The 23,020-nt window shown below is 55.0% G+C and carries 20 protein-coding genes; 12 read left to right on the forward strand and 8 right to left on the reverse strand.

Features of this window, described 5'->3' with window-relative positions:
- Positions 1-24: 24 nt before the first annotated feature.
- From arsC to KFZ77_RS06950, 3 genes are read right to left on the reverse strand one after another with little or no spacing between them, the layout of a single operon-like run.
- On the reverse strand, positions 25-450 hold the full coding sequence (gene arsC, locus KFZ77_RS06940; protein WP_031523422.1) for a glutaredoxin-dependent arsenate reductase: 426 nt from the start codon (positions 448-450) through the stop codon (positions 25-27).
- Positions 451-462: 12 nt separating this feature from the next.
- Positions 463-1,752 (reverse strand): arsenic transporter, encoded by a 1,290-nt coding sequence (locus KFZ77_RS06945; RefSeq protein WP_031523424.1) that lies wholly within the window; start codon positions 1,750-1,752, stop codon positions 463-465.
- 44 nt (positions 1,753-1,796) lie between these two features.
- The gene (locus tag KFZ77_RS06950; protein ID WP_072002037.1) at positions 1,797-2,117 is read right to left on the reverse strand and encodes a transcriptional regulator; all 321 of its coding nucleotides are present in this window, start codon (positions 2,115-2,117) and stop codon (positions 1,797-1,799) included.
- A gap of 85 nt (positions 2,118-2,202) precedes the next feature.
- Here KFZ77_RS06950 and arsH point away from each other — a divergent pair, with 85 nt between their 5' ends.
- From arsH to KFZ77_RS06980, 7 genes are all read left to right on the forward strand, one after another.
- Entirely contained in the window at positions 2,203-2,901 is a 699-nt protein-coding gene (gene arsH / locus KFZ77_RS06955) for an arsenical resistance protein ArsH (protein WP_031523426.1), read from the forward strand.
- A 1,144-nt stretch (positions 2,902-4,045) separates the two neighbouring features.
- Positions 4,046-4,285, forward strand: a complete 240-nt coding sequence (locus tag KFZ77_RS06960) for a DNA polymerase V (protein ID WP_264384078.1) — start codon at positions 4,046-4,048, stop codon at positions 4,283-4,285.
- A gap of 1 nt (position 4,286) precedes the next feature.
- On the forward strand, positions 4,287-4,673 hold the full coding sequence (locus KFZ77_RS19805; protein ID WP_455431293.1) for a HumD family translesion DNA polymerase: 387 nt from the start codon (positions 4,287-4,289) through the stop codon (positions 4,671-4,673).
- Positions 4,673-5,938, forward strand: a complete 1,266-nt coding sequence (locus tag KFZ77_RS06965) for a Y-family DNA polymerase (protein ID WP_264385826.1) — start codon at positions 4,673-4,675, stop codon at positions 5,936-5,938. The genes KFZ77_RS19805 and KFZ77_RS06965 overlap by 1 nt, the downstream gene beginning before the upstream one ends.
- A gap of 77 nt (positions 5,939-6,015) precedes the next feature.
- The gene (locus KFZ77_RS06970; RefSeq protein WP_264385827.1) at positions 6,016-6,663 is read left to right on the forward strand and encodes a hypothetical protein; all 648 of its coding nucleotides are present in this window, start codon (positions 6,016-6,018) and stop codon (positions 6,661-6,663) included.
- A 733-nt stretch (positions 6,664-7,396) separates the two neighbouring features.
- Positions 7,397-7,897 (forward strand): hypothetical protein, encoded by a 501-nt coding sequence (locus KFZ77_RS06975; RefSeq protein WP_264385828.1) that lies wholly within the window; start codon positions 7,397-7,399, stop codon positions 7,895-7,897.
- Positions 7,898-7,944: 47 nt separating this feature from the next.
- Positions 7,945-11,049: an FKBP-type peptidyl-prolyl cis-trans isomerase N-terminal domain-containing protein gene (locus KFZ77_RS06980; RefSeq protein ID WP_264385829.1), complete on the forward strand. Its 3,105-nt coding sequence runs from the start codon at positions 7,945-7,947 to the stop codon at positions 11,047-11,049.
- Positions 11,050-11,086: 37 nt separating this feature from the next.
- Here KFZ77_RS06980 and KFZ77_RS06985 read toward each other — a convergent pair whose 3' ends face one another.
- Positions 11,087-11,314 (reverse strand): YccJ family protein, encoded by a 228-nt coding sequence (locus KFZ77_RS06985; RefSeq protein ID WP_031520111.1) that lies wholly within the window; start codon positions 11,312-11,314, stop codon positions 11,087-11,089.
- 21 nt (positions 11,315-11,335) lie between these two features.
- Positions 11,336-11,932, reverse strand: a complete 597-nt coding sequence (wrbA, locus tag KFZ77_RS06990; protein WP_264385830.1) for an NAD(P)H:quinone oxidoreductase — start codon at positions 11,930-11,932, stop codon at positions 11,336-11,338.
- A gap of 392 nt (positions 11,933-12,324) precedes the next feature.
- On the opposite strand from wrbA, the gene KFZ77_RS06995 reads away from it, so the two are divergent.
- Entirely contained in the window at positions 12,325-12,498 is a 174-nt protein-coding gene (locus KFZ77_RS06995; protein WP_031520107.1) for a con-10 family general stress protein, read from the forward strand.
- Positions 12,499-12,729: 231 nt separating this feature from the next.
- Positions 12,730-13,368 carry an HTH-type transcriptional regulator RutR gene (gene rutR / locus KFZ77_RS07000; RefSeq protein WP_031520105.1) on the forward strand — a complete coding sequence of 213 codons (639 nt, stop codon included), beginning with the start codon at positions 12,730-12,732 and terminating at the stop codon, positions 13,366-13,368.
- On the opposite strand, the gene KFZ77_RS07005 is transcribed toward rutR, so the two are convergent.
- Together KFZ77_RS07005 and putA are read right to left on the reverse strand one after the other, a co-directional pair.
- Complete coding sequence (locus tag KFZ77_RS07005) at positions 13,369-13,767, reverse strand: lysozyme inhibitor LprI family protein (RefSeq protein ID WP_264385831.1); 399 nt, start codon at positions 13,765-13,767, stop codon at positions 13,369-13,371.
- 57 nt (positions 13,768-13,824) lie between these two features.
- A complete protein-coding gene (gene putA / locus KFZ77_RS07010) occupies positions 13,825-17,790 on the reverse strand; it encodes a trifunctional transcriptional regulator/proline dehydrogenase/L-glutamate gamma-semialdehyde dehydrogenase (protein WP_264385832.1) in 3,966 nt (1,321 codons plus the stop codon).
- A gap of 433 nt (positions 17,791-18,223) precedes the next feature.
- Here putA and putP point away from each other — a divergent pair, with 433 nt between their 5' ends.
- From putP to KFZ77_RS07025, 3 genes are all read left to right on the forward strand, one after another.
- Positions 18,224-19,732, forward strand: a complete 1,509-nt coding sequence (gene putP, locus KFZ77_RS07015; protein ID WP_031520099.1) for a sodium/proline symporter PutP — start codon at positions 18,224-18,226, stop codon at positions 19,730-19,732.
- A gap of 142 nt (positions 19,733-19,874) precedes the next feature.
- Positions 19,875-21,140, forward strand: coding sequence for a glycosyltransferase (locus KFZ77_RS07020; protein WP_264385833.1), 1,266 nt, complete (start codon positions 19,875-19,877; stop codon positions 21,138-21,140).
- A 57-nt stretch (positions 21,141-21,197) separates the two neighbouring features.
- Positions 21,198-21,620: a DUF3574 domain-containing protein gene (locus KFZ77_RS07025; protein ID WP_264385834.1), complete on the forward strand. Its 423-nt coding sequence runs from the start codon at positions 21,198-21,200 to the stop codon at positions 21,618-21,620.
- A 30-nt stretch (positions 21,621-21,650) separates the two neighbouring features.
- Here KFZ77_RS07025 and KFZ77_RS07030 read toward each other — a convergent pair whose 3' ends face one another.
- Positions 21,651-22,835 (reverse strand): NupC/NupG family nucleoside CNT transporter, encoded by a 1,185-nt coding sequence (locus KFZ77_RS07030; protein WP_264385835.1) that lies wholly within the window; start codon positions 22,833-22,835, stop codon positions 21,651-21,653.
- Positions 22,836-23,020: the final 185 nt, after the last annotated feature.

Here is a 23,020-nt window from a genome sequence, read left to right on the forward strand (position 1 = left end):
GTCCGATATTTTGAAGTGGGTAGATTAATTAACCCGCTTCCCCGTTTCGTCAATGACCTTCTCGCCATCCTCTTTGGTAAACGCTCCTTTCTGGCCTTCCGGTAGAATATCCAGCACTATTTCTGAAGGGCGGCAAAGACGAGTGCCAAGCGGCGTAACGACAATCGGCCGATTAATCAGGATCGGATGTTGAAGCATGAAATCAATCAACTGCTCATCACTAAATTTCTCTTCATTAAGACCCAGGTGTTCATAAGGCTCAACATTCTTACGCAGTAATGCACGCACCGTAATTCCCATATCTGAAATAAGATTAATCAGCTCATCACGGGTCGGTGGCGTATCGAGATAATGAATTATCATCGGTTCGTTGCCGCTGTTACGGATCATCTCCAGCGTGTTGCGTGAGGTGCCACAGGCCGGGTTGTGATAGATGGTAATATTGCTCATATCAGTATCTCATTACAAAGTGACAGAGAGCCGCCACGCCAGAGCGGCCAGGGTGACAAAAAGCACGGGCACAGTCATGACAATGCCGGTACGGAAGTAATATCCCCAGGTGATCGTCATATTTTTCCGGGCAAGCACATGCAGCCACAGCAGGGTTGCCAGACTGCCTATCGGGGTGATTTTCGGGCCTAAATCACAGCCAATCACATTGGCATAAATCATTGCCTCTTTGACGACGCCAGTCGCCGTACTACCGTCAATCGACAGCGCGCCAATCAGCACCGTCGGCATATTGTTCATCACTGATGAGAGAAATGCCGTCAGGAAGCCGGTGCCGAACGTCGCTGCCCATAACCCCTTGTCTGCCAGCAGATTCAGCACACCAGACAGGTACTCCGTGAGCCCTGCATTGCGCAGGCCATAGACCACGAGGTACATGCCCAGCGAGAAAATAACGATCTGCCATGGCGCACCGCGCAGGACTTTCCCGGTGTTGATGGCATGGCCTCGTTTCGCCACCACAAACAGCACTGCTGCGCCAGCCGCCGCTATTGCACTGACCGGGATCCCCAGCGGCTCCAGAACAAAGAAACCGACAAGCAGCAATAACAGGACAATCCAGCCCGCCCTGAAGGTTGCCGGATCCTTGATTGCACTGGAAGGCTTCTTCAGCAGCGAAACGTCATACGTTGCCGGAATATCCCTGCGGAAGAAGAAATGCAGCATGATCAGCGTGGCCGCAATCGCTGCCGCATCCACGGGGATCATAACGGAAGCGTACTGCGTAAAGCCCAGACCGAAGAAGTCCGCCGAGACGATATTAACCAGGTTAGAAACAATGAGCGGCAGGCTGGCCGTATCTGCAATAAATCCTGCAGCCATGACAAAGGCCAGTGTCGTGCCCTGGCTGAACCCCAGTGCGAGCAGCATCGCAATCACAATCGGCGTCAGGATCAGCGCGGCGCCGTCATTGGCAAACAACGCAGCAACAGCGGCACCGAGCAAGACTATCCAGGTGAACAGCAGGCGGCCACGTCCGTTACCCCAGCGGGAGACGTGCAGTGCGGCCCATTCAAAGAAGCCGGACTCATCGAGCAGCAGGCTGATGATGATGACCGCAATAAATGCCGCTGTCGCGTTCCAGACGATATTCCAGACAACGGGAATATCAGCGACATGGATGACACCGGCTCCCAGCGCCAGCACAGCGCCGATACTCGCGCTCCAGCCAATACTCAGGCCTCCGGGTTGCCAGATCACCAGTACCAGCGTCAGAAAAAATATACTCCCTGCCAAAAGCATCTCAGACTCCATCATATATGATTATGTAAATATGTTTTCCTACCTCAGCAGGAGGTGCAGGCTGATTTATCCAGCCATTCACGCACATCCTCCCGCATACACTGCCAGGACGTTGTGATTGTCTCAGCTGCCCACGCCGGTATGTGGGGTGACAGACGATAGTGGATCCATTTGCCTTCACGACGGTCAAGAACCAGCCCAGCATCGCGAAGGATAGCCATATGTCGCGAGATTTTTGGCTGCGATTCGGAGGTGGCCGCGCAGATATCGCAGACGCACAGTTCACCGGACTCTCGGAGAAGCATGACGATGGCAAGCCGTGTTTCATCCGAGAGGATTTTGAAAAGCTGAACAGGTTGTAGCATTTATCACTCCGTTCCCTTTAGAATACATATATGTTAAATCATATGTATCAATTTTAAAATCACCTGTTCTCTCCGGAGGAGAAAAATGGAACAATTTCCTGCCCTGAACACCGAATGCTTTGATCAACACATCACGGAACGCCTGCACCTGCAGGAGCCGCCACGGATTCTGATCCTGTATGGCTCAGTAAGAGAGCGCTCCTACAGCCGTTTTGCCGCGGAAGAAGCTGGTCGCCTGCTGACGGCGATGGGCGCGGAGGTAAAACTCTTTAACCCCTCCGGTTTACCCCTGCCGGATGATGCGCCGGACACGCACCCTAAAGTCACCGAGCTACGCGGCCTGGTCAGATGGTGTGACGGGATGGTGTGGAGTTCTCCGGAACGGCACGGGGCTATGAGCGCAGTTATGAAGGCGCAGATTGACTGGATACCCTTAAGTGAAGGCGCGGTTCGTCCTTCGCAGGGCAAAACACTTGCGGTAATGCAGGTCTGCGGTGGTTCCCAGTCCTTCAATGCAGTGAACCAGATGCGTATTCTGGGCCGCTGGATGCGGATGTTTACGATCCCCAACCAGTCTTCCGTAGCCAAGGCATGGCAAGAGTTCGACGAAAACGGCCGAATGAAACCTTCGTCATGGTATGACCGCATCGTCGATGTAGCCGAGGAGCTGTTTAAAATCACACTGCTGCTTAAGGGACAAACCGGTTATCTTGCGGATCGTTACAGCGAGCGAAAAGAGAGCCATCAGGAGCTTTCATCCCGTGTCAATCAGGACAAAATATAACGTCTGTTCTTCGTGAATCCATACTGCATGAGCCTAACAACGTCCGCTATTGGCACAGAGCAGATGTTAAACACTTTTTTTAGCGGTGCGTCATCAGGCGAGTGCCCAGGTGCTGAATTATGATGTGTTAATGTCCGCTTTGAGCGAGGAGCGGAAGTTCGCATTTGTCATAACCGCAGGGACGTCGGACTAACATTGGCATGTAATAGTTAACCGGGAACAGATCAGTTAATCAGGAAAATATAAATTAGAAAAAGTATTTTTAATCATGAGGATGTATTGAAATACTGAGTGAGTGTTGAACCAGATCAACATTTTGGATTGTGCAATCCAAAATTTTGCATTGCGCCCACGAAGGTCAGAGAGGCATAATCTTTTTCGAGTAATGCCTTACCAAGCTTTCCTCGCATCGAGAGAGAAGGTGCAAAAAAACCACCCTGGCAGGTGGTTTTTTTGTATCTTTAACAATCACTTCTTGCTGATATGTACTTTGATAGAATTGACTTCTACAGACCAATTACCCTGCCCGGCCATGAGATTTCCCACAATGGCGAGGATTAACACGCAGGTCAAACTTCGAATCTTCATTCGTTTTATTCCGCATGAGGGTGGTTTCCATTGTTATCATCACTTAGTACTCCGGAGGGGCAAATTCGAGTAATGCCTTACCACCATATTCTGCCTCTACGAACTGATGAGTGATCTCTGGCAAAATCACCGGTAGAGGTCCTACCTACAAACGTATGTGTTGAACTATTTGTTGGGTTCGTCTGCATTCTATGTTCTATATATAGTGATTTGCATCAATCATGTTTACGTTTTTTTTGACCCAGAACAAAGTTAACTTCTGACGCTATATATGGCGGGTGTTGAGAGGCGATCTTAGAAGTTGCGCTTTTTTTTAGTTTACAAATCATACAATCTGCCACTAGTCTCATTCTTTCTTTAGCCCGCTCAAATAAGTGACCTGCTCCCCAAGCAACGTCTGCTTGTGGCACAAACTTGTCGGACGTTGTTTTTGGCAATAACACCTACGCCAAACCTATCGGACTGCGCTTCGAATTGATAGGCCGCTTCGTATTGATCTCCTCAATGAGTAAATCTACTGTATATGTATACAGCAATGACAAATGAGGAGGTCGGTATGGGCAGAAGATACGAGATAGGGTGCGCTTTTGATGCGGCAGTGAAAATTGAGGCTAACGGTCGCCGGACAGTAACGACAGACGATTTCGTTGCGCAGCTTAAAAAAGTCAATTACGAATGGAGCTGTCGCGAGGCCAATCAGTGGATCGAGATGTCCGTCTCTACATTCCGTGATGTCTCGAAAACAGAAGGTGAGAACAGAACCTTCATGCTCTTCAATCCGAACGGGGGGCATTGATATGTTTCAGTCTCCCGCGCAGGATTATGTAGATAAGCCGCTTTCAATCGATGATTTGTGTCAGCTCAACAAGCCGTATACATACATTCTGAAGTCTGAGGTAAGCTCCTGGCGTGCATCTATTAGCAAAGACGCTCTGCTTATTCTCGACTGCTCGGCCACGCCATACGACGGGTCAATCGTGATGTGCCATTTAGGCGGGCAGATAGCTATCAGACGTCTGCGTCTCTCTCCATCACCTCGGCTAGAAGACCTCGATTTCCCATCACAGTTTGAGCATTACGATGCTGAAGACGACACATCTCACGCGGTGGTAAAGGGCGTGATCACCCACATTATCAATGACGCGAGGTCGGGCGAGTTCGTAGATGACTGCCCGGTAATGTGATGTTTGCGCTCGTTGACGTTAACTCATTCTACTGCAGCTGCGAAACAGTCTGGCGGCCCGATCTGCTCGGCAAACCGGTAGTGGTTCTTTCGAACAACGACGGCTGCGTGATTGCGCGCTCAGTTGAGGCTAAGGCTCTCGGGATTAAGATGGGGGAGCCTTATTTCAAAATGAAAGAGCAATTTCGGCGCAGCGGAGTTATCTGCTTTAGCTCTAACTATGCCTTGTACGGCGACATGAGCCAGCGAGTAATGACAACACTGGAGCAGCTTTGCCCGCGAGTGGAGGTGTATAGCATCGATGAGGCTTTTTGTGATCTGTCGGGAGTGAGAAATTGCCGCGACCTGCACGACTTCGGTAAAGAACTGAAAGACAAAGTCTATCAACACACCATGCTTCGGGTGGGCGTCGGCATAGCTCAGACAAAAACACTAGCAAAATTAGCGAACCACGCTGCTAAAACATGGAAAGCGACGGGGGGAGTCGTCGATCTATCTAACATAGAGCGTCAACGGAAATTGATGCACCTGCTCCCGGTGGAAGAAGTCTGGGGCGTTGGTCGACGCATTGCCATGAAGCTGAGCTCTATGGGCATAAGTACAGCGCTGCAGTTGGCAGATACCGATCTTAGTTTCATCAGGAAGCATTTCAGTGTCGTGCTTGAGCGTACCGTTCGCGAGCTTCGCGGTGAATCTTGTCTCGGACTCGAAGAATTCGCACCTTTAAAGCAGGAGATCGTTAATAGCAGATCATTCGGTGAACGTATAGGCGATTACAAAGATATGCGAGAAGCGATTTGCACGTATGCCAGCCGCGCTGCTGAGAAGATGCGTGGCGAGCATCAATTCTGTCGTTATATCTCGGTATTCGTGAAAACTAGTCCCTTTGCTGCCGGCGAGGTTTATTATGGCAATAGCGCAGCTACACAGCTGCAGGTGCCTACTCAGGATACGCGTGACATTATCGGTGCGGCGACCGCATGCCTGGATCGAATCTGGGAAGATGGACACCAGTATCAAAAAGCCGGTGTTATGCTCGGTGACTTCTATAGCCAGGGCATTGCACAGCTGAATCTGTTTGACGATAACGCCCCGAAAGAGAACAGCGAAGCTTTGATGAAATTGCTTGATGGTATGAATCATCGTTACGGCAGGGGAACACTTCAGTTTGCAGGGCAGGGCATAGAGCAGCCCTGGCAGATGAAAAGAAAGATGCTTTCACCAGCATATACAACTAAGCTAACAGATATACCTGTTGTGAGATAATTAAAAAGCAAGAAACATCAGTTTTATTAACATTCGTTGGTGTAAATATTCATAAATCAAATATAAGGCTGTTCCCAATGGACGAATATATCAAAAAAGTTGAGGAAGATCTGAGAGCATATGACGAAATTATTCATCAAAACTTTCATAAAGGGCTTATAGATAGTGCAAGCTTGGCAACTATTGAATCCACTACTACTTTAGATAAGTTCAGCATATGGATGCTTGTAGGAGTTGGAGCAACAGCAACACTTATAATTTCGAATATTGATAAGATCTTACCATATTTAGGTGCAATAGGTTTTAACCTGGCTGTTTTCTTTCTGACTCTATCCGCACTAGCGGGATTCATTGCAAAGTATTATGCAATTGTTGTATCAATCTCAGCGGCAGTAACTGTGAGGATGGATGAGTTGGCAAAGGAAAAGCAAGCAGCATATGAAAAAAGCATAGAGTTGAGGGATGGACTAGCTAAAGAGATAGGGTATGAAAGCATTCATCAAATCAATATAAATGATTTTTACGAAGCTTATATTTCTCTGTTCCCCTTTAAAAGACTTAGGTTAAAGATACGTATGGCTATTGCGGCACACAGCTCACAGCCTCATTCCGGAAACAAGCCAGCTGTGCACGGGGTGGTTTATCAGTCGATTGCGCTATTATTTCAAGCGCTGTTCTACATAGCCTTTTTACTGGTTGTGGTTTTATTTATAAGCATGAGTTAGAAATCATTCAGCCTATAGGTGCTCGGAAAACATTGGAATAACGAAGGGAGTGAAATTTTAACTGAATGATAAATATGATTTTTTCATGGTGATGTTATTCCAGTACTAAGAGCTAAGTCCATGTAATTGCAAGTAAAATGTCCGGTCTTGAAAACCGGCGACCCGAAAGGGTTCCAGAGTTCGAATCTCTGCGCTTCCGCCAGATGCGGAACAGGGCCTGACATTATGTCAGGCCCTTTTTCTTTTCTGCTTTCCCTCTCCGTTTTATTGTCTGCTCATTACCCTCTGTTTCTTATAATGAAAAATTAAGTTTATTTTCATTCTGAGGAGTAGGTCACAGCAAATTATTAAAAATTAATTTCTCACTCGACAGCATTGTTAATTATTACTTATCAAATAATAGATATTTAACTGTGAAGCGATGTATTCTGGCTGCCGGGAATGCCAATATCCGCCTGCGCCATAATTTCCAGGCCGGAGAAAATGTAAAACAAATCTGATAGTTTACTATTTTAATAATATCGGCATTGTTTTTGCCAGGGCGCCAGGTTATCTTTTGCCTTCAGTAACTACCTGAATGTTATATGTTTGTATTAGTATAACCAGAAGCACCACATTTCAACGAGTTAGCTGGCTTTAATTAAATCTGATGTTGGTTTTCAGTCACAAATGCGCTATCGCATTTGTGATTGTTGCGTCTATTGCAAATAGGGTCGAAGGGAACATTTTAACGATGAAAATAAAAATGCTTGCGATGGTACTGGCGTTAGCTGCGACCGGGTGCGCACATACTGGCAGTTCCACGTCATCGGCATCCCGTCAGTCAACGCCGAAACCTGCGGTAACCCATACCTCTTCCAGCACCACGCCCGCCCGTACCGCTTCTGCCACGTCTTCTCCGCTTCCACAACCAGCACTGGCCGGCAGTGAAAGCACCGTAACTGCAGGAAGTGCGCAGGTCGATCCGGCGACTAAAGCCCGTCTGAGCAGCTGTCTGGTTGAAGCAAAGCAGCTGGCGAAATTGCGTAACGGCGCATATCGCGCCTCCGTTGATGAACTCTATCGTAATCTGCGGGCCACGCAGTCATACGCCAGCATCGCCGGTGAGCTCTCAACATCTACTACCGACCTGATGACGCCGCTTTATCAGTATCGCGTGAATGACAGCTGTAACACGATTTCGCAGCTGCTGTTAAAAGAGCTGAAGAAAGGCGCCATGATCAGCGCAAACTAAACACTACTTTGTAAATAAAAGGCCAGGATGGTCGGGCAGGAGCAGGGATGAAAATCTTAAGTTGGCATATCCGCATGATAGTCGTGGGCGCGCTTGTCGTGCCTGCATTTCCGTTCGGCCAGGCGATTGCAGCCCAGGCGGACAACGCCTTCCTCTCGACTGTGCAGGGGCTTGATATTGAGCAAGTCAAGCCGCTGCCAGCTACCCCGACACGCTCGTCCTCATCTGCTGCGCCTGGTGCGAAGCAGGAGCTACAACGGCTGCGTAATCAAAATAATGGGCTCAAAAAGCAAGTCGCCGGGCTGGAAAATCAGGTCGCCGAATTAAGCCAGCGTGATGGTGCCGATGCAGCGGCTGAACGCGAGGCGCTACAACATGAGATCGATACGCTGCAGCGAAAAATCAAACAACGCGAGCAGTCCGCCGTCCCGCCGCAAAAAGCCGGTGCTGATAAGGCGTTGCAGCAGCTACAGATTGAGAACCGAACGCTGCAGGCCCGTCTGGATGCGTTAATGCTGCAGCGTACCGATGCTGCTGGCTTACAGCAAAAACTGGGCGCGCTACAAAAAGAGAATCAGCAGATGGCCGCAGACCTGGCGTCCGCGAAACGCGGTGGCGCAACGGTCAAATCGCAGGAAACTACTCTGCGGGCATCTTTAGCTGCTGCAAAGGCTGATAACGAGGCGCTGCGCAAAAAAATCGCCGAGTTTGAATCGAACGCAACCACAGGAAAACGGCAGGATGACGCGCGCCGCCGCGAGCTGGAAAAGGCGCTGGCAACTGAGCAGGCAAATAACAAAGCGCTTAGTGCTCAGTTAATCCAGGCACAGAAAACATCAGGTTCACGGGCGGATGCTGTTGAGCGTATGGAAGCCCGGCACAGTGAGCTTGAGGAGTCGTTGAGGGAAGCACAGGAGGAAAACTACTCCCTCAATGATAAATTGACAGCGCTTCAGGCAAAACTTCAGAGCGAGCACACCGGGGCACAACAGTTAAACGGCCGCCGCGACGAGCTCGAGAAATCTCTGGCCGCAGCGCAAAACACTATCAAAACCCTGACCGCAAAACTGAAAGAGAGCGAGGCCCAGCTCAGCGCCGGGAGCAGCAGCGCGCAGCAGCTGGCTAAGCAGCGCGACGAGATGGAACAGCAGCTCGCTGCGGCGCAGCAGGGCATCAAAACCCTGACCGCAAAACTTAAAGAGAGCGAATCCCAGCTCAGCGCCGGAAGCAGCAGCGCGCTGCAGCTGGCTAAGCAGCGCGACGAGATGGAACAGCAGCTCGCTGCGGCGCAGCAGGACATCAAAACCCTGACCGCAAAACTCAAAGAGAGCGAATCCCAGCTCAGCGCCGGGAGCAGCAGCGCGCAGCAGCTGGCTAAGCAGCGCGACGAGATGGAACAGCAGCTCGCTGCGGCGCAGCAGGACATCAAAACCCTGACCGCAAAACTCAAAGAGAGCGAATCCCAGCTCAGTGCCGGGAACAGCAGCGCGCAGCAGCTGATTAAGCAGCGCGACGAGATGGAACAGCAGCTCGCCGCCGCGCAAAACAATATCAAAACCCTGACCGCAAAACTCAAAGAGAGCGAATCCCAGCTCAGTGCCGGGAACAGCAGCGCGCAGCAGCTGATTAAGCAGCGCGATGAGATGGAGCAGCAGCTCGCCGCCGCGCAAAACACTATCAAAACCCTGACCGCAAAACTCAAAGAGAGCGAATCTCAGCTCAGTGCCGGGAGCAGCAGTGCGCAGCAGCTGGCTAAGCAGCGCGACGAGATGGAACAGCAGCTCGCTGCGGCGCAGCAGGACATCAAAACCCTGACCGCGAAGCTGAAAGAGAGCGAATCGCAGCTCAGCGCCGGGAGCAGCAGTGCGCAGCAGCTGGCGAAACAGCGCGACGAGATGGAACAGCAGCTCGCTGCGGCGCAGCAGGACATCAAAACCCTGACCGCGAAGCTGAAAGAGAGCGAATCGCAGCTCAGCGCCGGGAGCAGCAGTGCGCAGCAGCTGGCGAAACAGCGCGACGAGATGGAACAGCAGCTCGCTGCGGCGCAGCAGGACATCAAAACCCTGACCGCAAAACTCAAAGAGAGCGAATCCCAGCTCAGCGCTGGGAGCAGCAGCGCGCAGCAGCTGGCGAAGCAGCGCGATGAGATAGAACAGCAGCTCGCCGCGGCGCAACAGTCCCTGAAAACGACTCAGGGTGAACTGTCCAGACTCCGGGATGAGCAGAAAACGGCGCAAGCCGCCGCGCAACAGGACATGAAGCAAAAAGAGACTCAGCTTGCCGACCTTTCCGCGCAGCTTGCTCAGCTTACTCCGCAGCTAGAAGCTGCGAAAAATAACGAAAAAACCAGCATGCAGAAGCTGGCGGCGCTGCAGCAACAGCTGGATGAGCGTACTAAACAGAACGCAGATCTGCAGACACAAGCTGTCGCAAAGGATAACGAACGTGCGGCCAGCCTGAAAGCCAGTCAGGACGAAGCAACGGCGCTGAAGGCCGAGCTGGCTGCGTTGAAAACAAAACCAGAAGAGGTCAACCAGCCACCTAAAGCTGCGCCGGCCAGCATTAACACACCACTGCAGCGTCATTCGTATGCGGCGGGGATCATTCTCTCAGAAGGCATTGAAAAGTCGCTTAAGCTACAAAAAGCCCTTGGACTTGAAGTAGATAAAACCGCACTACTGGCCGGGGTGAATGACAGCATCACTGGCACCAGCCAGATGAACGCAAAGCAGCTGGATGAAAACTATGAGGCGCTGGCAGAAAAAATGTCGGCAAAAGAGAAAGCGGCTTACGATCGCGGCTACGCTACGCTGCAGTCCACGCTGGCGGGAAAAAACGTGCTCAAACAAAACCGCACTATGTTCTTTGTGGAGAAGAAAAAGGGCGGAAGGGCAGTTAAACAGGATGACAAACTAAAAGTAACGCTTACCCAGGCCTGGCTTGATGGCCGAACCGTGGCACCGCAGAAAACTTTCCCGGTGGTGTTCAACGATTCATTACCCTACATGCTCAAACAGGCAATCGAGATGGCAAAAAAAGGCGGAATAATCGAGGTCTACAGTTTTGCCTCGGACATGTATCCGGCAGATATGCTGCCTGACAGCCTGGTCGGCTTTGACCTGCTGAAATATACCATCAGCGTCGCAAAATAAAAAAAGCGGGGATTAGCCCCGCTTTTTTTTCACACCGTCAAACGTTTTTACGTTCGATAGTCTGCTCGCCCCAGAACAGCGAGTCCTTATCGGTTTTCTTAAAGGCTTCGATCAGCACTTCATCGCTGCCTTCTTCCCAGATTTTCTCCGCCAGGACTTCATCGTAATCCGCCAGCTCGAAAATCGCTTCTGCGATCTCAGGGGATGTATTGCGAAGCGTCGCCCATTCACCGACGCGATGTGCTTTCGACTCTTGTGTTGGCATAGTTATCTCCTGTGATTTCAGTTAGCCCTTAAGTTTTACCGTCAGATCCGCAACGTATTCGCCCTGATAGCGGGCAATGGCCAGCTCTTCCTGGCTCGGCTGACGAGAACCGTCCCCGCCAGCGATAGTGGTGGCACCGTAGGGGGTGCCGCCGCGGACCTGTGAAATATCAAACAGCTCTTTAGTGCCGTATCCAATCGGCACAATTACCATCCCGTGATGTGCAAGGGTAGTCCATGTTGAAGTGATGGTGAGTTCTTCCCCGCCGCCTGTGCCGGTAGAGCTGAAGACGCTGGCAATTTTTCCATGCAGCGCACCGGACGCCCACAGGCCACCGGTCTGGTCGAGGAAGGTACGCATCTGGCCCGACATATTGCCGAAACGGGTTGGCGTGCCGAAGATGATGGCATCGTAATCAGCCAGCTCCTGCGGCGTTGCTATCGGAACGTTTTGGGCTTTGCCGCCGGATTTGGTGAACAGATCTTCCGGCATGGTTTCCGGAACGCGCTTGATGGTCACTTCCGCACCCGTAACCTTTTCCGCACCTTCCGCTACCGCACGCGCCATCGTCTCGACGTGTCCGTACATGGAATAATAAAGCACCAGAATCTTCGCCATCAGCTCTCTCCTGCGTTGCATTAAGGGGGGCAGCAGTGCGCTGCGCTCATTTAAAGATATGACGTTCCGCCAGGAGTGCCAAAAAAATGGCTGAATAATTGAAATAATTAGGGTTTATCTGGCTACCGTCTGGTTGTCGCACTCAGAAACATTTTCCTGACGCCGTAATTTAATAATGATAAGAATCGCTTATGAATCGTGACGCGGAAAAATCAACGAATCGGGCAATTTGATGTTGCAGAATATTAACGCAGACTGGCAGATTACGCGGGTTGAGCCAGGATTAGTTCACGTGGCGGCGATAATGCATCACCTGCCGTCATGAGGTGAAAGAATCCTCTTTTACTGAATGCAATATGATGACTAATGTTTCACACAACCGGAGGTACGAAATGGCAAACCATCGTGGTGGTTCAGGTAATTTCGCTGAAGATCGTGACAGAGCATCAGAAGCAGGCCGTAAAGGTGGCCAGCAGAGCGGCGGTAACTTTAAAAATGACCCGCAACGCGCCTCAGAAGCTGGGAAAAAAGGGGGCAAAAGTAGCCACGGCGGACGCAGCAGCTAGCGTGCGTTGACCAGGTGAAATCAGGCATCGTGGAGCAATACTGATACGATGCCACGTCCCAGCCGCCGGGTTATCCCGGCGGTTTTTGTTTGTCTCCCGCTTAATTGTTTTTCTTTTCTGATTATCCCCCTGATGATTCGCTCAACTTCCGCCACGTTTAATAATGGATAAGCCGTCGTCTCACCGTCTGGCTTTTGCTATGCTTTTCGAAACACATCAGGGAGTCAGCGCATGTCATCAGGCGCAAAAAAAGCAGGCAGTAAGCGCGGCGCGGCGACGGCTGCAAAAAAAGGGGCTATTCTCGACGCAGCGCTGGCGCTGTTTTCCCAGTTTGGCCTGCACGGCACCAGCCTTGAACGGGTCGCAGAAGGCGCGGGCATTTCGAAAACCAATCTCCTCTACTACTACCCCTCAAAAGAGGCGCTGTACGTCGCCGTCCTCAAACAAATTCTTGATATCTGGCTGGCACCGCTAAAAGCGTTTCGCAGCGATCTGCAGCCGCTGGCGGCTATCGGGGAGTACATCCGGCTGAAGCTGGAGGTATCCCGCGATTACCCGCAGGCGTCACGGCTGTTCTGCCTTGAGATGCTGCAGGGTGCGCCGCTGCTGATGGCTGAGCTGACCGGCGATCTGAAAGCGCTGATAGATGAGAAAACCGCGATCATCGACGGCTGGGTAACGCGCGGCCAACTGGGGCCGGTGGACGCCCACGCGCTGATCTTCATGATCTGGGCGACGACGCAGCACTACGCTGATTTCGCCACCCAGGTGGAGGCCGTGAGCGGGGTAACGTTGCAGGATGAGGCGTTTTTCAGCCGGACGGTTGCCAACGTCCAGCGCATGATTATCGAAGGGATCCGCGTGCGCTGATCACCCCTGCGGCGGCAGCGGGCAGCTTAAATCGCCTTCTTCGCACTGCATCAGCGAGTCAAGAAACGCGTTGCGCTCGTTGGTTTTGTCCGCCAGACACTGGCTGTGGATCATCGGCTGTACGCTGCCGCCTTCCACGCCCGAGCTGATAAAGGTGCAGTCCGCGTCGCGCACTTTCAGCCAGGCGTTTTGCGCCTGCTTCAGCATCTCGCGCTGCGCTTCGCTGGCGCGCGCCATCACTTTCTTGTACGTCGCGTTCAGGGTTTTATCCGCCTGCTGATACTCGCCAGCAGCGCACTGGTTCAGCTCCAGTTGAGTGGATGCATTTTCGCAGTCATCAGCCAGCGCCGTACCGCTGATTAACAGACCCGTCAGCAAAAGAGGGGCGATCGTTTTCATTGTGCATCTCCATAAAAAAAGGCTCCGTTGCAGGAGCCTTGTCAGAGTAGCGAAGCCTTACCCGATTGTCATCAGGCTCGCGTTACCGCCGGCGGCGGCGGTGTTCACGCTCAGGGAACGCTCCAGGTAGAGGCGCTCCAGCAGCAGGTTGGTTTCGCCGCGGGCGAAGCCCTGTACCGAGACGATTGCCCCCTCGCGGGCCGCGACCTGCTCGCACAGGGTGCGCAGCTGATCGGAATCGCCGTGATAGATGACAGCGTCAAACGGCATATTCAGCAGGCTATCCGGACGGGCATGACTGATGCGCGCGCTGACCGCAGGCGGCAGCTGCTTCGCCAGCTGGCGATGCAGATCGTCCTCCGGCCACAGCACCATGCTGCCGACTGCACAGCAGGCGGCGAGCTGAACCAGCGCATCCTCTTCGTTGTCAGCAAGGCAAAGTACGCGCTCGCGCGGCAGCAGAATAAAGGTGTTGCGCTCCCCGGTGGGGCCGGGCAGTACGCGCTGGGTACCGGCCTGCGCCAGTTCGCCAAAGCGTGTGCACAGGGCCTTCAGCGCCGGGCGATCCGCCGCCCAGTTCACCAGCGCCTCCAGCGGCTGCTGGAGCGCGGCTTTCACCTGCGCGTCAACGCTGCGCTGGCTGTCGTGACGGCTCAGCGTGGTTTGCAGCGCATCGTCCGGGCGGCTGGCCAGCAGGCGATAGAGATAGAGCGGCCCGCCGGCTTTGGGTCCGGTACCGGATAACCCTTCGCCGCCGAACGGCTGCACGCCCACCACGGCACCGACCATGTTGCGGTTCACGTAGAGGTTGCCGACGTGTGCAGACCCGGTCACCTGAGCGATGGTTTCGTCGATGCGGGTATGCACCCCCAGCGTCAGGCCATAGCCCGCCGCGTTGATCTGCTTCATCAGGCTCTCAAGCTGGTTACGGGAGTAGCGCACCACGTGCAGCACTGGCCCGAAGATCTCTTTTTTCAGCTCGTCAAAGCTTTCCAGCTCAATCAGGGTTGGCGGCACAAAGGTGCCGGACTGCCACTCTTTGGCATCCGCGCTGTTTTCGCGTACCGCCTGGAACACGGTACGGCCTTTGGCGCGCATCGCCTGAATATGACGCTCAATGTTGGTTTTGGCTTCGGCATCGATCACTGGCCCGATATCGGTGGTGATGCGGCCCGGATTGCCCATGCGGCACTCCGCCATTGCCCCGCGCAGCATCGTCAGGGTGTGGTCGGCGATCTCCTCCTGCAGGCAGAGCACGCGCAGCGCCGAGCAGCGCTGACCGGCGCTGTCGAACGCCGAGGACACAACATCCACCACCACCTGTTCGGTGAGCGCCGAGGAGTCAACGATCATGGCGTTCATCCCGCCGGTTTCGGCGATAAGCGGTGTCGGACGCCCCTGCGGATCGAGACGGGTTGCGATGTTGCGCTGCAGCAGGGTGGCTACGTCGGTGGAGCCGGTGAACATTACCGCCCGCACGCGCTCATCTCCGGTCAACGCTGCGCCAACGGTCTCGCCGCGGCCCGGCAGCAGCTGAACTACCCCCGGCGGCACACCGGCTTCCAGCAGGATCGCTACGCCCTGCGCGGCAATGAGCGGCGTCTGCTCTGCGGGCTTCGCCAGTACGCTGTTACCTGCGGCCAGCGCGGCGGCAATCTGGCCGGTGAAGATAGCCAGCGGGAAGTTCCACGGGCTGATACAGACTACCGGGCCGAGCGGACGGTGGGTCTCGTTATCAAAATCTTCACGCACCTGGGCGGCGTAGTAGTGCAGGAAGTCCACCGCTTCGCGCACTTCGGCGATGGCGTTGCTGAAGGTTTTTCCGGCTTCGCGTACCAGAATGCCGATCAGGGTCTGCAGCTGGTCTTCCATCAGCACCGCGGCGCGCTCCAGGATGGCAGCACGCTCCTGGGGCGGCGTCGCAAACCAGATCGGCGCGCTGTTCACGGCGTTATCCAGCGCCAGGCTCACTTCTTCCGCGCTGGTTTCACGGGTGTAACCCACAATGTCGCCCGGCTCTGCCGGGTTAATCACCGGGGTCATCTCCGCGTCCGCCACCGGCGCTTCCAGCATCGGTTTCGCTTCCCATTTCTGCGCCGCGCTGCTCAGCAGGGCAGAGGAGAGCGAGGCCAGACGATGTTCGTTCGCCAGATCCAGCCCGGCGGAGTTGACGCGCTCGCTGCCGTACAGGTCGCGCGGCAGCGGAATTTTCGGATGGGGAACCCCGGCCTGGCCCTCCTGGGCCGCCAGTTTTTCCACCGCTTGCACCGGGTCCGCCACCAGCTCATCCAGCGGCAAGGTGGCGTCGGCGATGCGGTTCACAAACGAGGTGTTGGCCCCGTTCTCCAGCAGACGGCGTACCAGGTAGGCCAGCAGCGTCTCGTGGGTGCCCACCGGGGCATAGATGCGGCACGGACGGTTAAGCTTGCGGTCAGCCACTTTTCCTACCACCTGCTCGTACAGCGGTTCGCCCATGCCGTGCAGGCACTGGAATTCATACTGTCCCGGGTAGTAGTTCTGTCCGGCGAGGTTATAGATAGCGGACAGGGTGTGGGCATTGTGGGTCGCGAACTGCGGATAGATAAGGTTCGGCACCGCCAGCAGTTTTTTCGCACAGGCCAGATAGGAGATATCGGTGTAGACCTTGCGGGTGTAGACCGGATAGCCCTCAAGGCCTTCCATCTGGGCGCGTTTGATCTCGCTGTCCCAGTAGGCGCCTTTCACCAGACGGATCATCAGGCGGCGACGGCTGCGGGTCGCGAGATCGATCAGGTAATCAATCACGAACGGGCAGCGCTTCATGTAGGCCTGGATAACGAACCCGATGCCATTCCAGCCCGCCAGCTCCGGCTCGAAGCAGAGTTTCTCCAGCAGATCGAGAGAGATCTCCAGCCGGTCGGCCTCTTCGGCGTCGATGTTGATACCGATATCATACTGGCGCGCCAGCAGGGTCAGGGATTTCAGGCGAGGGTACAGCTCCTCCATCACGCGATCGTACTGGGCGCGGCTGTAGCGCGGGTGCAGCGCCGACAGCTTGATGGAGATGCCAGGCCCTTCATAGATGCCGCGTCCGTTGGAGGCTTTGCCGATGGCGTGGATCGCCTGCTGATACGATACCAGATAGGCCTGGGCATCGGCTGCGGTGAGCGCCGCTTCGCCCAGCATGTCGTAAGAGTAGCGGAAACCTTTATCTTCCAGCTTGCGGGCGTTGGCCAGCGCTTCGGCGATGGTCTCCCCGGTAACGAACTGCTCGCCCATCAGGCGCATCGCCATATCCACGCCTTTGCGGATCAGCGGTTCGCCGCTCTTGCCGATGATGCGGTTCAGGGAGCGCGACAGGCTGGCTTCGTTGTGGGTAGACACCAGGCGCCCGGTAAACAGCAGCCCCCAGGTGGCAGCGTTAACGAACAGCGAGGCGCTGCGCCCGATATGGGACTGCCAGTTGCCGGTGCTGATTTTGTCGCGGATCAGGGCGTCGCGGGTGGCCTTATCAGGAATACGCAGCAGGGCTTCCGCCAGACACATCAGCGCCACGCCTTCCTGGGAAGAGAGCGAGAACTCCTGCAGCAGGCTCTGCACCATCCCGGCACGGCCGGTGGCGGTTTTCTGGCTGCGCAGCTTATCGGCAAGATTCCAGGCGAGCTTATGGGTTTTTTCCGCCACGTCCTGCGGCAGGCGAGCCTGCTCCAGCAGCATGGAGACGGCATCGGTTTCCGGACGACGCCAGGCGGCGGTAATGGCAGCGCGGGTTACCGACTGCGGCAGAATTTGCTCGGCAAAATCGAGGAACGGTTGGTGCGGCTCGTCGGGCAGCGCGGACTGCGCATCTTCCGCTTCTGCGCCTGCGCCCGCCAGCAGGGCCGGCAGTTCCGGCACGCCGTCGTTACTTTCAAGTCGTTCAAGATAATTGAAAATCGCCTGCTTAATCAGCCAGTGCGGCGTGCGATCGATTTTTGATGCCGCCGCTTTAATACGTTCGCGCGTCGCGTCATCCAGCTTAACACCCATTGTCGTGGTGCCCATGCCTGTAGCTCCTGTTTCTTATGCTCTTCAACCCCGAAGAGACTGGGATAGCAGGCAATATCTATCATGTTGCAACTTTGTGCAACCTGCGGAAGTGTGATGTCGCCAGCAAGCTGAAAAATGAATGGATTGTTAACGGATTAACTGATTTTTTACCCATGTGGTAATCGAGCTCATGTCAGATTTCACGGGCTGCTTAACACTTTCCGACGGTGCAACCGGAAAAATTGTGAGCGGGTACAACCTATATGAAAGTTGTATAGGGTAGGGGATGTAATTGTTGTAAACGTTGTGTTAAATCGATTGTGATTGAAAAACGCATCCGGCAGGATACTGCCCCCACAGATTACAACGACAACGACACCACTCTGTTCCGCAGAGGGAAAACCGGTTCCGGCAGCGGGATCGGATAATAAAAACCTGGAGAACGTCCATGACCGCAAGCACACCGATGATGGTGACTTTTCTTGTTTATATCTTTGGCATGATCCTGATTGGCTTTATCGCATGGCGATCAACCAAAAACTTTGATGATTATATTTTAGGCGGTCGTAGCCTGGGGCCATTCGTTACGGCGCTCTCTGCTGGCGCGTCTGATATGAGCGGCTGGCTGTTGATGGGCCTGCCGGGTGCCATTTTTATCTCCGGGATCTCCGAAAGCTGGATTGCCATCGGCCTGACTCTCGGGGCGTGGATCAACTGGAAGCTGGTGGCCGGGCGTCTGCGCGTGCACACCGAAGCCAACAATAACGCCCTGACGCTGCCGGACTACTTCACCGGCCGCTTTGAGGACAAAAGCCGCCTGCTGCGTATTATCTCGGCGCTGGTGATCCTGTTGTTCTTCACCATCTACTGTGCCTCCGGCATTGTGGCGGGTGCGCGCCTGTTCGAAAGCACCTTTGGCATGAGCTACGAAACCGCGCTGTGGGCCGGGGCGGCAGCCACCATTATCTATACCTTCATCGGCGGCTTCCTTGCGGTGAGCTGGACCGACACCGTGCAGGCCAGCCTGATGATTTTCGCGCTGATCCTGACGCCGGTGATCGTGGTATTAACCGTCGGCGGTTTCGGCGATTCGCTGGAAGTGATCAAGCAGAAGAGCATTGAAAACGTCGATATGCTCAAAGGGCTTAACTTCGTGGCTATCGTCTCGCTGCTGGGCTGGGGGCTGGGCTACTTCGGTCAGCCGCATATCCTTGCACGCTTTATGGCGGCCGACTCGCATCACACTATCGTCAGCGCGCGCCGTATCAGCATGGCCTGGATGATCCTCTGCCTCGCCGGCGCGGTCGCAGTTGGCTTCTTCGGTATTGCGTACTTCTCCACCCATCCTGAGCTGGCCGGTGCGGTGAACCAGAACAGCGAGCGTGTGTTTATCGAGCTGGCGCAGATCCTGTTCAACCCGTGGATCGCCGGTATCCTGCTGTCGGCAATTCTGGCGGCGGTGATGTCCACCCTGAGCTGTCAGCTGCTGGTGTGCTCCAGTGCTATCACGGAAGACCTGTATAAAGCCTTCCTGCGTAAGGGTGCCAGCCAGCGCGAGCTGGTCTGGGTGGGTCGTATCATGGTGCTGGTGGTGGCGCTGGTGGCAATTGCCCTGGCGGCGAACCCGGAAAACCGCGTGCTGGGTCTGGTGAGCTACGCCTGGGCCGGTTTCGGCGCGGCCTTTGGTCCGGTAGTGCTGTTCTCGGTGATGTGGTCGCGCATGACGCGCAACGGCGCGCTGGCCGGCATGGTAATCGGTGCCGTCACGGTGATCGTCTGGAAACATTTCGAGCTGCTTGGCCTGTATGAAATCATTCCGGGCTTCCTGTTTGCCAGCATCGGTATCGTGGTGGTGAGCCTGATGGGTAAAGCCCCGTCAACTTCCATGACCGCACGCTTCGCGGAAGCCGACGCGCACTACCACAGCGCACCGGTCTCTAAGACGCTGACGCGCTAAGCGTTTCTGTTTCACTAAAGGCCCGGCGATCCTCGTCGGGCCTTTTTACCTTCCGCACCCCGAAAAGCCAGATCGCGACTATCCTGCTTAATAGAGAACGCGCCCGGACGCTACCGGTGACCGCGACAGTGTTAAGGATGATATGAGTCACTACGCCATCGTTGTTCCCCCTCTGTTCAGCCATATCCGCACCCTGGAAGTGCTGGCCGCAGCCTTAAGCCAGCGCGGGCATCGCCTGACGTTTATCCTGCCGGAAGACGCCGTCACGCCGGGCCTGCACAACATTCACGCCTGCCCGTCGCTGCCCGCGGCGATCCTTGCGGCGCAGCGCCATATGCAAAACCCGGCCAGGCGCGCCATCTGGCGCATTGCCCGTACAATGGCGGCGCTCACGGAGGCGCTGTGTCGCGAGCTGCCCGCGCTGCTGCGGACCCTGAAAGTCGATGGCGTGATTGTCGATCAGATGGAGCCGGCGGGCAGCCTGGTGAGTGAGAGCCTCGGCCTGCCGTTTGTCTCCGTGGCCTGCGCGCTACCCATCAATCGCGAGCCGCATCTCCCGCTGTCGGTGATGCCGTTTGCCTACGCCGAAGATGAGCGGGCGCAGCGGCTGTATCGCGGCAGCGAGCGGGTCTACGACCTGATTATGCGCCCGCTCTACAGGGCTATTCGCGCCCAGAGCCTGCGCCTTGGCCTCACGCCGCGTGACCGTCCCGACCAGTGCCTTTCGCCGCTGGCGCAGATCGCCCAGTGGTCGCGCAGCCTGGATTTTCCGCGCCATGCGCTGCCGAACTGTTTTCACTACATCGGTGCCATGAAGCAACCGGAAAAACCTGGCGCGCCAGCCGCTACGCCGTCGGAGCAGGGCGCTGCCCCGCTGGGCTATGCGTCCCTCGGTACCCTGCAGGAGCACCCTTACAGGCTGCTGCGCAAGATGGCCGCCGCCTGCCGCCGCGCCGGGGTGCAGGTGATGGTGACCCACTGCGATCGCCTGTCTGAGGACGAAGTGGCGTCGCTGTATCACCACGGCGCAACCTGGGTGGAGTCGTTTATCGACCAGCCGGAATTTATTCGCCGTGCCGACGTGGTGGTCAGCCACGCCGGGCTGAATACCGTGCTGGAAACCGTGGCGGCGGCGCGCCCGCTGCTCCTGCTGCCGGTGGCGTTCGATCAGCCGGCTATCGCGGCGCGTATTGTTCATCACGGGCTGGGCCTGCGGGTATCGCGCTTTGCCTCTTCCCGCTCCCTTGCCAGGCACATCACCGCTCTGCTGAACGATGACCGCTTTCGCCGTCGGCTTGAGGCCGCCTGCCAGCAGGTTTCAGAGGGCGGTGGCGCGACGCGTGGGGCGGCCATCATCGAGCAGGCGCTGGCGAGCAAACGCCCGGTATTACGCGACACAGACTATTGAAAAACTCAGCAATTCAGTGTGTTATCGTTGGACAAACAACAACGAGGATAACCGCAGATGATACGCAACACCGGAATGGCCCTTGCGCTGGCGATGCTGCTGGCCGGATGTGCCACCGTCACCCCTGAGAAAAATGCGCCGCTGCGCTGTGCGGCGGATAATGAGAGGGTGCAGACCACGCTCTATTTTGGCCTGAATCGTCCGGCAGGGGCGGGTATTACGGCGCAGGAGTGGCAGCAGTTTGTCGATGGCGAGGTCACGCCGCGTTTTCGTAATGGCCTGACGGTATTTGATGCTCGTGGGCAGTGGCTGGGGAACGATGGCAAGGTGGCGCGTGAACCGAGTAAGGCGCTGATGCTGATCCACGGGGATGATGCGCAGAGTGAAGCCGGGATTGAGGCGCTGCGGGGGATCTATAAGTCGCGCTTCGCGCAGGAGTCGGTGATGCGCGTTGACCAGCCGGTGTGCGTACAATTCTGATGAAAACGGCGGGTTTCCCCGCCGTGTTATTTACAGCACCAGTCCGGCAAACGCAGCTGAAAGCAGGCTTACCAGCGTCGCGCCATACACCAGGCGCAGACCGAAGCGGGATACCACGTTGCCCTGTTGCTCGTTAAGACCTTTGATTGCCCCGGCCACAATGCCAATTGAGGCGAAGTTGGCGAACGACACCAGGAACACTGAGAGAATGCCCAGCCCGCGCGGCGTCATCTCGCCGGCGATCTTCTGCAGTTCAATCATGGCGACAAACTCGTTGGCAACCAGCTTGGTGGCCATGATGCTGCCTGCCTGAAGCGCATCGTCCAGCGGAATGCCGATAAGCCACGCCAGCGGATAGAAGACGTAGCCGAGGATCGCCTGGAAGCTGATACCAAATACCGCAGAGAACAGCGCATTCACCGCGCTGATTAAAGCAATAAAGCCAATCAGCATCGCCAGAATAATCATCGCCACTTTAAAGCCGGCAAGAATATACTCACCCAGCATCTCGAAGAAACTTTGGGATTCGTGCAGTTTTTCCAGCTTAATCTCCGGCTCGGCATCCGGGCGCGTCGGGTTGATAATCGACAAAATAATAAAGGTGCTGAACATATTCAGTACCAGCGCCGCGACCACATATTTCGCATCCAGCATCGTCATATACGCGCCGACAATGGAGAGCGATACCGTGGACATCGCCGTCGCCGCCATGGTAAACAGGCGACGCGAGGAGAGGTCGGCCAGTACCCCTTTGTAAGCTATGAAGTTTTCCGACTGACCGAGGATCAGCGAGCTGACGGCATTGAACGACTCCAGCTTGCCCATGCCATTCACTTTCGACAGCGCCGAGCCGATAAGACGAATGAAAATCGGCAGAATACGCCAGTGCTGCAGAATACCAATCAGCGCGGAAATAAAGATAATCGGGCACAGAACGCCCAGGAAAATAAACGCCAGGCCTTTCTCACTCATGCCGCCAAACACGAATCCGGTGCCTTCTGCCGCATATTTCAGCAGCGCTTCGAAGAAGCCGGAGATGTATTTGATAACAAACAGGCCGCTTTCGGCGTGCAGGAAGAAATACGCCAGCGCGGCCTCAATCACAATCAGCTGCAGAATAAAGCGCACGCGAATTTTGCGGCGGTCAAAACTGGCAAGCCAGGCAAGGGCAAGGATCGCCGCCAGCGCCAGCAGGAAATGAAGAAAAGTCATCATGTTAAGCATATCGCAGAGAAACGGGGGCGCTATTTAGCCATAACTGTGCCGCTGCGTAAACGATTGCTTATGCATAAGTTGGTTCGCCACATAATGATTAGCCTGATAACGCCTTACATCTTGTCATCATTCAGCGTGAAATTCGCTTGTCTTTCTTCTGGCCGTAATGATAATCACTATCAGTT

Source organism: Siccibacter colletis, from assembly GCF_025914095.1.
Taxonomy (GTDB): Bacteria; Pseudomonadota; Gammaproteobacteria; order Enterobacterales; family Enterobacteriaceae; genus Siccibacter; species Siccibacter colletis.

Bases quoted from the DNA above. Each gene is read 5' to 3' on its own strand.
- KFZ77_RS06985 (WP_031520111.1), bottom strand. From the start codon at position 11,314: ATGCCAACACAAGAGTCGAAAGCACATCGCGTCGGTGAATGGGCGACG.
- rutR (WP_031520105.1), top strand. From the start codon at position 12,730: ATGTCATCAGGCGCAAAAAAAGCAGGCAGTAAGCGCGGCGCGGCGACG.
- KFZ77_RS19805 (WP_455431293.1), top strand. From the start codon at position 4,287: ATGTTTCAGTCTCCCGCGCAGGATTATGTAGATAAGCCGCTTTCAATC.
- arsH (WP_031523426.1), top strand. From the start codon at position 2,203: ATGGAACAATTTCCTGCCCTGAACACCGAATGCTTTGATCAACACATC.
- KFZ77_RS07025 (WP_264385834.1), top strand. From the start codon at position 21,198: ATGATACGCAACACCGGAATGGCCCTTGCGCTGGCGATGCTGCTGGCC.
- wrbA (WP_264385830.1), bottom strand. From the start codon at position 11,932: ATGGCGAAGATTCTGGTGCTTTATTATTCCATGTACGGACACGTCGAG.
- putA (WP_264385832.1), bottom strand. From the start codon at position 17,790: ATGGGCACCACGACAATGGGTGTTAAGCTGGATGACGCGACGCGCGAA.
- KFZ77_RS07020 (WP_264385833.1), top strand. From the start codon at position 19,875: ATGAGTCACTACGCCATCGTTGTTCCCCCTCTGTTCAGCCATATCCGC.
- KFZ77_RS06965 (WP_264385826.1), top strand. From the start codon at position 4,673: ATGTTTGCGCTCGTTGACGTTAACTCATTCTACTGCAGCTGCGAAACA.
- KFZ77_RS06960 (WP_264384078.1), top strand. From the start codon at position 4,046: ATGGGCAGAAGATACGAGATAGGGTGCGCTTTTGATGCGGCAGTGAAA.
- KFZ77_RS06950 (WP_072002037.1), bottom strand. From the start codon at position 2,117: ATGCTACAACCTGTTCAGCTTTTCAAAATCCTCTCGGATGAAACACGG.
- KFZ77_RS06980 (WP_264385829.1), top strand. From the start codon at position 7,945: ATGAAAATCTTAAGTTGGCATATCCGCATGATAGTCGTGGGCGCGCTT.
- KFZ77_RS07005 (WP_264385831.1), bottom strand. From the start codon at position 13,767: ATGAAAACGATCGCCCCTCTTTTGCTGACGGGTCTGTTAATCAGCGGT.
- KFZ77_RS06970 (WP_264385827.1), top strand. From the start codon at position 6,016: ATGGACGAATATATCAAAAAAGTTGAGGAAGATCTGAGAGCATATGAC.
- arsC (WP_031523422.1), bottom strand. From the start codon at position 450: ATGAGCAATATTACCATCTATCACAACCCGGCCTGTGGCACCTCACGC.
- KFZ77_RS06995 (WP_031520107.1), top strand. From the start codon at position 12,325: ATGGCAAACCATCGTGGTGGTTCAGGTAATTTCGCTGAAGATCGTGAC.
- KFZ77_RS06945 (WP_031523424.1), bottom strand. From the start codon at position 1,752: ATGCTTTTGGCAGGGAGTATATTTTTTCTGACGCTGGTACTGGTGATC.
- KFZ77_RS07030 (WP_264385835.1), bottom strand. From the start codon at position 22,835: ATGATGACTTTTCTTCATTTCCTGCTGGCGCTGGCGGCGATCCTTGCC.
- putP (WP_031520099.1), top strand. From the start codon at position 18,224: ATGACCGCAAGCACACCGATGATGGTGACTTTTCTTGTTTATATCTTT.
- KFZ77_RS06975 (WP_264385828.1), top strand. From the start codon at position 7,397: ATGAAAATAAAAATGCTTGCGATGGTACTGGCGTTAGCTGCGACCGGG.